Source organism: Candidatus Enterococcus wittei (genome assembly GCF_002140175.1).
In the GTDB taxonomy this organism is placed as follows: Bacteria; Bacillota; Bacilli; order Lactobacillales; family Enterococcaceae; genus Enterococcus_B; species Enterococcus_B wittei.
This window is the reverse complement of sequence record NZ_NGMO01000001.1, coordinates 1,042,569-1,057,013: the sequence shown is the minus strand read 5'-3', so window position 1 is coordinate 1,057,013 and position 14,445 is coordinate 1,042,569. Positions and strand designations below refer to the sequence as shown.

Annotated in this window: 4 protein-coding genes and 2 pseudogenes; 2 read left to right on the top strand and 4 right to left on the bottom strand. The window is 37.4% G+C overall.

All coding sequences use genetic code 11. The features are described 5' to 3' along the window. A partial coding sequence (locus A5844_RS04025; RefSeq protein ID WP_502489086.1) for a VOC family protein occupies positions 1-152 on the top strand: 152 nt, incomplete at its 5' end. Between the two features lie 329 nt (positions 153-481). Here A5844_RS04025 and A5844_RS14540 read toward each other — a convergent pair. From A5844_RS14540 to A5844_RS14535, 4 genes and pseudogenes are all read right to left on the bottom strand, one after another. Then, positions 482-679, bottom strand: a pseudogene (locus A5844_RS14540) (IS110 family RNA-guided transposase); the annotation flags it as partial. 242 nt (positions 680-921) lie between these two features. After that, entirely contained in the window at positions 922-2,013 is a 1,092-nt protein-coding gene (locus tag A5844_RS04015) for an ABC transporter permease (RefSeq protein ID WP_086283982.1), read from the bottom strand. Next, positions 2,010-2,735 (bottom strand): ABC transporter ATP-binding protein, encoded by a 726-nt coding sequence (locus tag A5844_RS04010; RefSeq protein WP_086283981.1) that lies wholly within the window; start codon positions 2,733-2,735, stop codon positions 2,010-2,012. Before A5844_RS04010 ends, A5844_RS04015 begins: the two co-directional genes overlap by 4 nt. A gap of 174 nt (positions 2,736-2,909) precedes the next feature. Continuing rightward, positions 2,910-3,300: pseudogene (locus tag A5844_RS14535) on the bottom strand (zinc ribbon domain-containing protein); the annotation flags it as partial. Between the two features lie 798 nt (positions 3,301-4,098). On the opposite strand from A5844_RS14535, the gene A5844_RS04000 reads away from it, so the two are divergent. Further along, positions 4,099-14,028, top strand: coding sequence for a QWxxN domain (locus tag A5844_RS04000; protein ID WP_086283980.1), 9,930 nt, complete (start codon positions 4,099-4,101; stop codon positions 14,026-14,028). Positions 14,029-14,445 lie beyond the last annotated feature (417 nt).

Below are 14,445 nucleotides of genomic sequence, written 5' to 3'. Positions count from 1 at the left end.
CTTTGATGTTTTACAGCGAAGAAATTTTTGATCTTTATAAACTGATGCAAAAGCAAAAAGTAGTCTTAGGGGATCTCGTTCAGTTAGGTGAAGAATATGTCTTCAATTTTGCTGATCCTGACGGCAACTATTTTGCAGTGACTGGTAAGTAATATAAAGAGGCTGGGACGGAAGTGTTAAGCTCCGAGTAATAAGCTGAAATTCACGAAAATTGCTTTTCAAATTTTTGTGAATTTCAGCTTATTATCGAAGGAGTCGCTTCTGATACCGCCGTTTATACGTATTTAGAGCATGAAACAAGAGTAAATTACACTTTTGTCCCATGCTCTTTCCTACGATTAGTCAAGAGAAATTTATAAATCAAATGATTTATTTTTAATCTAGAGTCAGAAGAAGAAAATGAAGGTATACGAAATAAACCAAGGAATAAGAAAATTTTTTTACTTGGTCTGTGCTATAATGAGTCTATAAGGTTAATCCTTTATTGGTCGTTAGAGGCCGTATACGCATAAGCGTACATTGTATGATTCCTGACCATGGAATGCATACACTTCAGAAGCTTGTTCATACAGGCGACTGTGGCAACCTTTTCCTTTTTAGGGACGGGTTGCTTTTTTAGTTTGTAATAGTAATCAACGAGATGATTCGGTGCAGCGTGTTGTTGTTGGATCCTATTCCTTTCACTCTCACTAATCTTAGTATGTTTCCATTGATGCTATGCAATTCTAAAGAGCGAAAAGGGGAAGATAGGAGAATTCACCTTTTCAACTAAAGCTAAAAGGGTTAGGGTATAGACTTTTTTTAAAACAGCGACAAGACAATACAGAATATTGATTTGCCGCTGTTTTATGATTTTATTAAAGTATCACATTAGTCGGTAAAAAAGATCGGAGTTATTATTTTTCCACGAAAAACCAATGTTTAAACCTTTCTGTATCTTTTCAATCCGATAACATTTAAAAAAGTAAAAACAAGAACAAATACTATTAATATCCCTAAATCAAAAGAAATAGCGGACCAGCCTTGCCCTTTGATCATGATATTCGTTAACGCATCTCCAGCGTAACTTAATGGAAAAATATAGGAAACGTAACGAACCCAATCAGCCATGCTTTCTAGTGGAATCAATCCTGAAAAAAAGACTTGAGGAACAACAACTAAAGGAATAAATTGGATCATTTGGAATTCTGAGTTGGCAAAGGTAGATACAAATATCCCCATAGATAGAGCAGTCAGAGCAATCAATATATTGGTTGTGATCACCCACCATAAACTACCTACTATTTCTAGATTTAATACATAAATTGAAAAGAAGACAATGATCAATGTTTGGATGATCGCAAAAATTCCGTAACCGGCCAAATAGCCCATCACTATCTCACTTCGTTTGACAGGTGTAGCTAATAGTCTTTCTAAAGTTCCAGAGGTACGTTCTCTAAGCAAGGCGATTCCTGAAATTAAAAATACAAAGAAGAAAACGAAGAAACCAATCAAAATGGGAAAGATCTTGTCAAAGAATGAACTATTTGCTCCACCATAAACATATGAATTTTTTATCGAAAAATTTTCTATCGTAACTTGTTGTCCGGTTTGTGCGGCTAGTTTTTGTACAGTTACAGTCATTTCTTTTAATTTTTTTGTAGTTAATAAAGTTTGGAATAACCCTTTTATTTTTGCCGTATTAGTTGGATCTTCATTTTCATATGTAATATGGAAAGTAGTTCCATCTAATGTGACAAAAGCATCTAAATCATCTTCAAGCATCCTTTCTTTATAGTTATTTCCTGTGCTGTAATGCTTAACTTTTACTTCATCAGAAGGAAACTGATCGATTAATTCTGTAGGAACTGCCTGATCTACACCGATTTTCACATGGGTATTTGAATTTGAGTCAAAAATAATATTCATTAAACTTAAAACGAGAATTGGCGCGATCAACATAAGTGCTAAAGTACGTTTGTCTCGAATCAGCTCTTTGATCACACGAGTGAAGATTGCTTTAAATCGAATCATTTTACACTCACCTCAGCTTTCAAAAAGACTTCTTCAATACTATTTGCCTCAAATTTTTCTTTCAATTCTTTTGGTGAGCCAAGAGCAAATAGCTTTCCATCAATAATTAGTCCCACATAATCACATTTTTCCGCTTCATCCATGACATGAGTTGTGATGATAATCCCTTTTTGTGTATTGGCTAATTCTTTTAATTGTTCCCAGATTGTCACTCTTAAGCTAGGATCAATGCCTACTGTCGGTTCATCTAATATAAGTAGATCAGGATTAGAAAGTAAGGTGATAGCTAAAGATAACCGTCTTTTCATACCACCAGAATATGTTTTTACTGGTTTATTTAAAAATTCTGTTAAATGAACTAACCTTATATTTTTATCAATAGCATAAGTAAGATTCTCATCAGATAACCCCATTAGGTTTCCAAAAAAAATTAAATTTTCTTTTCCAGTTAAATCACCATAAAGCGCATCACTTTGTCCCATATAACCAATTTTTCCTAAGATTTTTCTATTTGGCATATTTTTGTCAAATACTTCAGCATTTCCTTGATCTAATTTTTCGATACCCATCAAACATTTGATTGTGGTTGATTTGCCAGCACCACTAGGGCCAATCAATCCCAAAATCGTACCCGATCTTAATTCTATATTTATATTATCTAATACTTTTAATTGACCAAAAGATTTTGATGCATTTGACATTTTTGCAATGATCTTTTGCATGATTCAATCCTCCTTTTTAATAGACACGATGTTTATTATTTTTGTATTATCTGTAGTATAATTTTTTTCTGTAAAACAGCAAGTAAAAGATGAACTAAATAGCCAAATCTTGAACCTCTCATGACTGAAGTCACGAGATTATTGGGAATAGAACATACTTGCAAGTATATGTCTTTACTCACGGGGGGTTCTCTTACTGACCAAGCTATCCCTGTAGTTCCTACAGTTTTTATTGGATTTAAGCTGATCCCATAGAATGCAATCTCTTGCATTGATATCTCTATCATGATGCCTATGACAAACAGGATAAATCCACTCCCGAATATTTAGCTGTTTCTTGCTATCTTTATGGCCACATTCTGAGTAAATTGGCTAGAAGGAAACCATTGTCTACTTTGATGATTTTTCTTCCGCACTTATCTGCTTTGTACTGTAAGTTAGCAAAAAAGCTAGACCATGATACATCAGACATGTATTTTGCTAGTTTATGATTACGCAACATACCTTTTGCGTTTAAATCTTCCATACAGATAATATCGTGGTTTTTGATCATCTCTGTACGCAACATTTACAAATGAAAAACAACCAGTTAAAACCTCTGGTATTTATTTAAGTAAAGTTCAGGAAGAACGATTAATCCAAATTGAATTAATCTAAATCAAGTTGAATCGTATTGATCTCCTTCTTTGGATTTAATAGGTTATCTTGTAAAAAGACAGACATATTTCTGTTACAGATTCGTTCGTATAATTCAGGAATTCGAGCAAGATGAGGGCAAAGCCCGGTAACCTAAAAAAAGAGGAAATCTATGTGAATAAGATTATCTTATTGTTAGTACTGTTTGTTGGTAAAATACTTTGCATCATAGTGTAAATATACATTTAAACTTCGTGGTATTTTTTGTAATACTGGTGTTTTGTTTTTATTCTTTTAGCACTTTGTGTTAGCGCTCATAATCCTATTATTCAAGATGATAGCAATTATATTCTTCATAGAGCTATTTCGATAAAAGGAGAAGGCGAAAATATCGATTGCAAGCAATAAACGCTTACTCGTTACTATAGACGGAAATAGACAAAAGGAATGGCAGAAACTTAAATAAAAGTATGATAAAAGCAAATTAAAGACCATGTGTATTGTATTAGAACTATTGATTGCGCAAGAAAAAGTAAGATTTGATGTACAAGCACAAAAAGGTCAAAAGAACTTAAAATTCTTGATAAGTCAAGAGTTTTATTTTTTTAGTGTATCTTTTGAAGTTTGTATTATATCCTATAAAGAGAGGGGAGATTAGGAGGTATTTTTGTTTACTACATACGAATAGACCAACTATATCATTAATTTCAATAAAGGAGTGAAAGAGATGCCATATCCATATCAAGAAAGGATACGATTCAAACCAAAGCAATACAAGCAATCAAAGAAGTTTCAACTGTCACAAGAAGCCTCTAGAAAAACAAATGGGCAATATTACAACAAACGTAATGACGCGAATCGACCAGGAGAGGAGCAAAGGATTTTAAACAATGTCACCAAAAGAATGACACACACGTTAAGATGGTTAACATCAGATGGTGCTTTGACATTTACTGAAGCAGTTTATCTATTGGGGCTTCTTCAAAATCTTCGATTAGCGGATCTTCCTGAACAACATCCGGTCGTTAAAAAAGTCTCGCCAGCGTTTGAAGCCACTACACGAATTGACGTGAGAAGAGATGGAAATCAGACAAGGATCCATTCCTTTATTTCCACCTCTACCATCAATCATGAACGAATCCAGTCCTCTAACACGCCCCATACCCTGCCTCATCAGTCAACATCAATCGCATCTCCGTTTATCAGTGTTAGTCCATTTTTTGCCAACCAAACATTCCATCATCAGACATCGACATCCATACCACAAGAAATCGACATAGCGAAGAGAGCACACGAATTGAGTCTTTCTGTTCACCAAAGAATCCATAATATCTATCAACTTCTGAATTGCAGTACCACGAGAAGGACGGATCAAGTGAATACATTCATCCTCACAGGAGAAAGTGTGGAACAAACGAGATTTACCACTATTTGTCAGGAAGCGACCACTCGATCGAATGCGCAAAATGATCAAAAAAAACAAGAAAAGGGGAATTCCACACGACATTCTCATCATAAGAACGATCCAACGGCTCAAGGATCGCCTCATTTTTCTGCAAAAGAGGCAGCTCAAAAGCTAAGCCAAACCTTTCAAAATTCTTTTGAAAACAAATATAACGTTACAATAGATACCCTAAATAACAAACAGAATCAAGTGACAGAAACGTTTTGGAATGGACTAACCGATCTGTTTTACCAGTTCTTTTACCAACACGAAAATACGAGCTATACCCAAGAAAAAAATGGAACAAGCAGTGGCTCGTTGATGTCGTATTTTGCTGGTTGGTTACTGCGAACCTTTTCGGTAGACTATAGAGAACAAATTCCCAATAATCATTCATCAGAAAAGGATCTCAAAGTTCCAGTGATCCTTCTTACAAAGGAAAACACATTCCCAACGAAGACTTCGCAAAAACAATCGAAGAAGAAAAAGCAAAAAAATAATCTTCAGGAACTAGCCCCAGAAATGACGTCGGAAGCTACAACAGTGTTGCTTCATGAAGGAGAAAGTTATTTATCCCAATTTTGGCAGCTGGCGGAGGATTTTTTTAGGAGAGTAGATGGGTTTATCGAACATTTTAATTTCGCTGTATTCCCAAAATTAGGTGTAGAGGCAACCCCCACAATTCCTACCACTTTTGAAGAAGTAAAAGAATTTCTGATGAGTTGGGAGGAGCTTTCTGTAGAGACAACAGCAAAAATAAAGCAAATCACGTTAGAATATTTGAATAAACTGCCTCTTACTGTACCAAAAAAAGAACCACTTCCTGAATTTTGGTATGATTTTGAAACGTTTCAATTGCGTCATAAAATACAAGAAGTCAATCGAAAAGTCAAAGACTATTTGTGTGAGCAAGAAGTTCCGTGTGCTGATTTATCAGGTGCTGAATTACTGAATGCCGTAGAGAAATGGGAAGTAAAAGATGGACTGGAAACTAAACTGGATAGAAGAAGACAACTAGCTAGTGTCATTCGTAAAGCCTCCGGTCTTCAGGATATAGTTCTGATAGATACCAAGGCAAGAAATGTTCTCTTACAATGGCAAAATAATAATATATTTCAAGGTTACACTTTTGAAGATCAACAACAACCAATCCCAGAAAAATCTCAACTAACAATTTTAGAAAAACCCGTGACGACTGGAACAACCCCCGTAAACACCCAGACGAATGTAACGACATCGACTTCGCCATTATCACCAGAAATGGATGCGCCACAGTTGGAATATTCGGAAGTCATTCCTAGTGAAACACAAGTAAAAATAGAAAATGTCATTCAAACATATATTCATGGGTTTTCGGTTGTTAAATTATTGCGTGAAACGTTCCCGCCCAATCTGGCCCCTTTCTGGTATAACTTAGAGGTTTTTAAAAAGCGTGATCAAGTCGAGAAAGTGAATAAAAAGGTGAGAATTGATGTTTGTAAGAAAGGGAGACGTTGTCGAAATATGTCAGCGCAGACCATGTTTCTAGAGATACGACATTGGGAAAATTCTAAAAATGCTGAGACTGTGCGAACAAAAAAGAAAAAAATCGCTGATACCATTCTAGAGGCCTCTGGACTCCCAGCTAGAGAACTGACAGATCCAGAGGTAGCAGCCATTATCCTACAATGGCAAAACAATAATCTTTTTAAGAGTTATAAGTTTAAAGAAATCGCACCAATGCGTACGGAACTGACCGTTTCATTGAATGAAAATCAGTCAAACGGGACAACAGAGCTGACAATCGAAACAAGCGCTGTTAAGGACCAAATGGAAATGGCATCATTTTCTACCACGCCATCCTCGAATACTTCTGTAAAATTGTCGACGGATGCATTAAAAATAAATAGTATCATCACCGCCTTTTTTGCTGGAAAATCTTCCCCTGTACCAATCTCTGAGAAATTACCACTTTTGTTGGATGATGCAGAGGTGTATAAAAAGCGGAATGAAACAGACCATGTCAATGATAAAGTCAAAGAATTTCTTTGTAATCAAAAAGAGCCTTGCGAAGGCTTATCTCCTCTTCCATTGATTAATGCTCTATATTGGTGGGTATGGAAAGAAGGCGAGGAGAAGAAGAAAACCAGAAGTAAAGAAATTGCTGAAGTTATTCTTACCTCCTCGGGACTCACTGGACAAGAGGTATCCGATGATCGAGCATCTGCGATTATCCAACAGTGGCGAAACAATAATATTTTTAAAGAGTATCAATTTAAAGAAGCCAAGCAAACACATACGGAAACGACTGCTTCACTGAATGAAAACCAGCTCAACACGACGATACATGAAAGATTAAAAAAAGGAAGTGGATTTAATGATCCTAACGTCAATACAACAACAGGATTGCCCATTGACAAAAGGTCTGACAAGTCGTCCACTCCTAAATTCCAATCTCCGGATACGTATGATAAAAGATATTTAGCGTTCACAGAAAAAATAAATAGTATCATCACGGCCTTTTTAGAAGGGAAAACCTCTCCTGTACCAAACACTGAGGTACTTCCAATCTACTATCATGAAGGGACCTATGCGGTGTATCAACAGCGACATGAAACACCAAAGGTCAATGCTGCTATCAAAAAATTACTTTGTGATCAAAAAGTACCCTGTGAGGGATTATCCCTCCTTCAACTCATCACTGCGACACAGAGATGGATCAGAAAAGAAGGGAAGGAAATAGAGAAAACCAGAAGTAAAGAAGTCGCTGAACTGATTCTTACCTCCTCGGGACTATCGAGCCATACAATCTCTCACCATCAAGCCAATGCAATTTTTTCGCAATGGCGTGACAATAATATTTTTAAGGATTACGAGTTTCAGGAACCTTCTTCAGATGATCGAATGTACAAAACTAGTGGGTCAGCTGGAGCGATCACTTCTACTAATATCTATACCTACGGTGTACTATCTTTAGAAGGAGCGGCAATGGTGAACAAATTCCATGTGGCTTACCTTAATAAGCATCCTATGACGTTGCCGACCTACGAACCCCTCCTCCCTTTCTGGTTTGATTTTGCACTTTTTCAAAAACGGAATGAAACAGAGACGGTCAATGAAGCAGTCAGTCAGTTTCTAGCTAAACAACAAGAGTTTAGTGAAGGCTTGCCCGCTCAACCCTCAGCGATTGTTGCCCATGATTGGGTCCATGATGAACAAACAGATGCAGAGATTTTAGCCAGGCAGAAACAGTTGGCTCCTATTATTCTAGAGGGTTATGGTATTCATCGCAATTTTACAGCGACGGAGGCTGTCAACACGATCCTACAATGGGAAAGTAACAATGTATTCAAAGACTACACCTTTGTTGAACTCAAACAATCTGACTTAAGTGAAAAACAATTCCGCAAAGAGCCTCTCACAGAAAATAGTAAGATGGGGGTGGTTCCAGACACGATTAAGGATCCTGACTTAGAATTCGTCCATACTATCTTTGAAGATATTGAAAATAATGTGACCCCCACAACACGCTATTCTGAGCCGCTACCGATCTTCTATTATTATTTTCTTCTTTTTCAAAAGCGAGATGAAACGAGTGCTGTCAATAAAAAAATGCAAGAGTTCTTTACGAAGGAAGGAATTGCGATTAAAGAAAGCTCTAGTAGTGAATTAGAAAAAGCCACACAACAATGGCTCAAAAAAGGAAGCACTACTGACGCTTCTGATAAATCTGATAGAAAACAATTTTTAACCTATTTCCTATTGAAGGCTTATGGTGTGGAGGATCTCAGACTTGGAGAGTTTCTGTCCTCCATCATGGTACAAGCGATTTTTAAGCAATGGAAGGCCAATACTTTATTAGAAGGGTATACTTACCAGGAAATCACTTATACAACGATCCATCATCAATTGTCCAAACCAGAGGTGCCATCGGTGATTCGTCTTAAAGAACAAAAAAAAGAAAGTCATCAAATCTACACAGATTTTATCCATGACCGCACGCCAACGATTTCTAAAAATCAGCCCATCCAAACCATTTATTATCATCGCGTGCTTTTTGAAAAGCGGGAGAAAACACTAGCCGGGAATGAAGCAATCCGAAAATTCTTGCTTGAACAAAAAGTTTCTCTAAAGGATCAATCCGCCAGCGAATTGATTCGTGGGATGCAAGGGTGGATCCTTGAAGGAACAACCTATGCAACCATCCTAGAAAGAGAAAAACAAATCGCCCAGCTCTTGCAAAAAGCATATGGACTTGAAGAGGAAGAAAGAACCGTGAAAGAGACACGCTATCTCTTACTGCAATGGGAAAACAACAATGCACAAGTAGGGTATTCCTATAAAGATACGAATACATTCGAAGCAATTGAAATCAGTGCAGTCGAAGCGAATGAAGAGGAAAAAGAAAAGATTGAGGCATTTACTCGTGAGAACAAGGCCCTCTCTCCAACAGAAGCCTCTAGTGTAGGCATGGAAGAAAAGTTACCTGAATGGACAGAGGAACAAAAAAAGGAACTCCGTGAAAAAATCGTTGCTTTTTTATCTGCAAGAGACATTGAAGCGGATGCTGCCAACCCCAATGAGCTAGTGGTGAAAACAGCTAATTGGGCGACTGTGAAAGTGGAAAATGAGGTAAAAATTAATTTCACGAAAGTGAAAATGTTAGCCAATATTATCCTTAGAAGAAGTACAGGTGCGAATATTTCAGAGAAAAAAGCAGAATCAGTCTTTAAGAATTGGCTATATGCTACGGTTGAAGATAAAGCGCCTACTTTGATTTCTACTGAAACAACGAAAGAAGAAACGACCCAGACAACCCAGACAACCCAGACAACCCAAACCACAGAAACAACGAGTGTGCAGCCATCCGTTAGTGTGAAACAACCACCTAAGTATGAAGCGCCTAATTGGCGTGATAAAAACATGAGGATTCAGGTGGCACAGTTCTTCCGTCAGGAAGGAATACTAAAAGAAGAGTCAACCCTAGAGAATATTCTCATTGCGATGGGGAAATGGTTTACAGAAGAAAGAGGGGAAATGATACTCAGCTATGGCAAGCTCCAATCCTTATCTAAAGTGATCTTGAAAGAATTGAACCTTTATGGAGGTGAAGGGAAAGAAAAAATTTCCGACAAGGATGCGAGAATCACTATCATGAGATGGGTGACTGAGAACGTACTAGGAGGTTCAATGGAAGCCTATATGATCAAGAAGGTCCTTGACTCTCCCGATCCTTCTACGTTTACGATCGGCAACCTTAGAAAACTCTTTGAGATTGAAGAGTTGAGGGAGGGAGGTCTTCTTACTTTACATATTCTTAAATATACGGAAGATGAGAAACTGATTGTTAAAAAGTTATGGTTCCTGTTGCTCAAAGATGCATTGCCAAATTATCTTCTTGAGACCAATACGCTGGCAGATGAGTTGCCAATTTCTAATTATGACTCCTTGATGCAGTTGACAGGTGCAAAGTTACTAGCAGATTTAGGCATTCAAGCACAATTCAATCAAGCAGAAATTCAAACGTTTGGTACGTTTATTTGGGATAAAATCAGCCAAAATGGCATAAAAAGGGTGGAAGAACTACGATATACGGTCCTTCCTGCGTTGCTTGCGGTTGCTCAATTAGACCCAGATCGATTACGAGAAGCATTGGAAAAAGGCGATTATCATGAAGTGGCTCTTAGCACTTTTATTGAATATCATCAAAATGGGTATTTACAACTGAAAGAATATCAAGAAATACTCTATGACCTCTTTACAGCTTATCAAAAAGAAGTCCTTAACTGGCGGCGAAAACAAGTATTAGCACAAGAGGTGGTTCAAACTTACCTTCAACATGCAAAAGGAAAATTAGTCTACAAAGCTTTTATATTGGAACAAGATTATCTTCTAGGGAAAACGCTGAGTATTAACGACTATACCTCACCTGATTTAGAAGAATGGTATAAGCAATTGACCAAGGCTGTGTCAGATAGTTTTTATTCATTGGATCAAAAACTGATTGAATTTGCGTTGACGGCATTCGATCACGAAGAACGGGAGTTTATTTTCTCTCTTAAAACAGAACTTTACGAGGCGTCTGCTGAGTTGGAACATACCGTTAATACAGCTCCAGGTTTCCCAGTGAAAGGCTATGTTCCTGCTCCCCTTCGCACTAGGCTTAGGCTGGCTCAGACTGATCTATTTGTCGCAGTCCAAGGAGATGAGAAACGGTGGTATGCTTTGAAGAAACTAGACAGGGAAGGGGGCTATGTTTTCTATCGAGTTGATAAAAATCCATTGGCATATCTCCAATATGGACTACTGGATCAGAAAGATATTTGGAGCCGAGGTTACAAAAAAGAAGGAGACGGGATTTTAATAGGGAAGAAGCACTTTATATTTTTCACTCGTATTGATCAGAGTAAGAAGCTGCCACAAGGAGAGGACATGCAACCTTTGATCGATGCGTTCAGTCAGAAGCATAGTGATAAATTGTATGAGGATCTTTATAACTCGGGAAATGATAAAGCCATCTTGGAACAAATATGGGATGTTGCCAAACACTTCATTCCTTTTTACGATTGTGTGACATCTTCCATTGATAAAGATGTTGCAGCTGCTGTTCCTTCTTGTACTCTTGATATCGTCCTCCTAATCCCAGTTCTTGGGCAAGTAACTTCCCTTAGTTCAAAATTTGCCTTAGGAATGGCCAAAGCGATGGCGACAGGGGGGATAAGAAATGCGATTCGTCAAGGGGCTCGATTTACTCCAAAAGTTTCGGAAATCAAACCGGTTCTAACAAATATTGGACGATACCTTGATCCAGGCATCGAATCCATCACCGACGGGAGTAAATTTGTGTTCAAAGAGTTAGTAGAGTTAAAAAATGAAGTTTGGGTGAAAAAAAATGTCAAACAACTCTTAGAAAGAATGGCAGGTTTGGTAAAGGAAACACCTGCGTTACCGAAAGATGTCATCAGGGCTTACTTACCAGGAAAGGGCTTAGAAGTACCAGCTAAACTAATGGAAAATGAATCCTATAGGTTGGTGACTGATCTGAAAACTGGTGATGTCTATGGCAATCCTTTCTGGTTGAGGGGAGATCGATTAGAGAAATTTACGAAGCCTGCTTCATTTACGGAGGAACAAAATGCGCTGATCAATCGTTTAACAAAAGAAATTGACCCAGATCAGATTTTTGCAGTTGAACCCAATCTAAATCCCAATGCCTATGGCAGTGGGAAAGTCATGTCCGTCTCAGAAAAAGGGAAAGAAACCAAGTATTTCATTTCGATAGACGGTCATACGGTTCCTGTGAGAGTAACCCCTATTGAAGAACATGGGGTACGTTATGATGTGGTAGATGGAGAGAAGATTTACCCCGTTAATTTCAACGGAAAAGAATGGTATTTTGAACCCGCGACTTCTCCTTTTGTTTCGAAAAAATTAGCAGATGAAGTAATGAAGAATATGGATGAATTTGAATCAATAAAAGATCCAAGTGTTCTTTCTGCCCCCGATGAAAGAAGGCTGATGAAGAATAGTTTAGGAAGAGCCTACATCAAGATCTATGATCACTATATTCCATTGATTCAATTGCACAAAAATGGGTATCGGTATCATTTAGTAAAAAAAGATACCAATCAGTCGATGACCGTAGTGGTATTCGATCCTGAGATTGAACAGTTTCGTTTTGAGACAGAATTAGAAAGAAAGCAAGCAATGGAAGCGACCGCTCCTAGTGAAGCAGGAATCCTACATCATGGAGGGAAAGATACTTCTCGTGAAAAAGGAAAAAAAGTTTCAAAAACTTCTGAAGAAGGAGCGCCAAGTACCTCACAAGGAGTAGCTTCCCAGATGACTAAAAATGTGGTGCTTCCACCCGCTAATCAGTTTCCAACAAATCCACCTGGGCATGCAGATGAGTGGACGAAGCTTAGACAGGCTATCCCCTTTGAAAAAAAATTTGAAGAGCCGAGAGTTGAAGATGACAGCATTCCTCTTGGGGATTTTTCTAAGTTTCTTCCAGAAAAACCACCGATGTATTATAACGATAATGAGTGGCTGAAAGTCGAAATTAAGCAGGATATCCTTAAAGATTTACCTTCGAATCCTCAACTAGACTTTCGAGTGTATGTCGGTCTTAATCCAGATGATGTGCCAGAATATATCAATCTATTTCGAGAAAAATTGAAAAAAAGTTGTACAAAAGCACAGGAAAAATGTAAAACGGTCAAGGAAAAGTGTGATAAATTGTTAAAAGAAGCAGTCTTTGCAGAAACCCCAGAAGGCCAATACTTGATTAACATGTTTGTTTTGAGTTATGTTCCTAATAAAGAAGAAATCTTAAAGGAAATTATTACGAGACTAAGCTCAATAGCGAAAAAAGGAGAAGCGTTCCTTCAAAAAATGGAGGAGTTTGACTATAAAAATATTTGGATCGTCTCCACTGAACTGAAACGTCTACCAGGCACACAGGAATATCATTCGCTTTATAGAGAGGTACCGCATGGCTATGCACTTGCTTCAAGGCTAGATCCGGAATGTAGAATGATTATTTATGCGGATACTTTTCACTTAGATCCGGCTATTAGGGAAGGTGCAGAATTAAGAAAAGATGCACATGAGACAATCCTACATGAAACGACACATTTTATTGAAGTGACGGAGGATGTGGTTCATTATCATGACATTCCAGCAGGATTTGGTAGGAGTGGAGCAGATACAATCAATAGTTTTATTGTTAACTATCCTGATTTATTAACATCTCAACCATTCAAGAGATTTGTCAACCATTTGGCTGACTCGTTGAACAAACCAACGATATCAGTAAGGACGGTGGCTAATGCAGTATATACTAATCCTATGTTGCGATCGAATTTTCAAATGATGGATGCAGAAATGGTGATGATTCTCCTCAGAGATTTAGCTGATGGAAGAGCATTTAATGAACGACCTGTTATTGACCCACCTAGTGTTAAGCGAAGCATTAATAAGAAAGAATTAGGAATGGAAACCATGTTTATGTATTTAGTATTGCCTTACATACTTGGGGATGGAATCTTTGAAAGAAACATTCAACTAAATAAAGCACAAGAACAGATGACAACAAGAACGACGGATGCTGTAGAAATCACAAAAGCGACATCGAATAGAAGTTTTTTAAATCTTGTAACTTCGAGTATCGAAAGAAGTGAGAATACCTCTAGTCAACAAATAAGCAAAGCACAGGACTCACACGTTTTATAACTAATCGTAGTTCCTCAGTCCCTGATACAGAAACAGTCATAGCATCACTTCATCCATTTATCAATCAACCAACAGGTACAGAGTCTGTACAATTTACAAAACAGCAAAACTTCTCAAGTCTTGTAAACACTAGTGAAAAAGTAAATAACAGAATCTTCCAAAATGACATTCGCTCAACAAATAAGCAAGAAACAGAAAGAGATAAACCCACAACGCTAACTAAGTAGTGTAGGACTTTCCTCGTCATAATAAGAAGAGAAGTATGATGGTTTTAGCGAGGCTTGATAGATTGTTAATTAAAAAAGGAATTCTTTTGCTTAAAATAATTGAATGTATTTAGAAAAAATCAAACCCAGTCATTCTATGGATTTGGTTTTTTCATAGATTAATAAATGTAAAAGTAAAATAACCAACTTT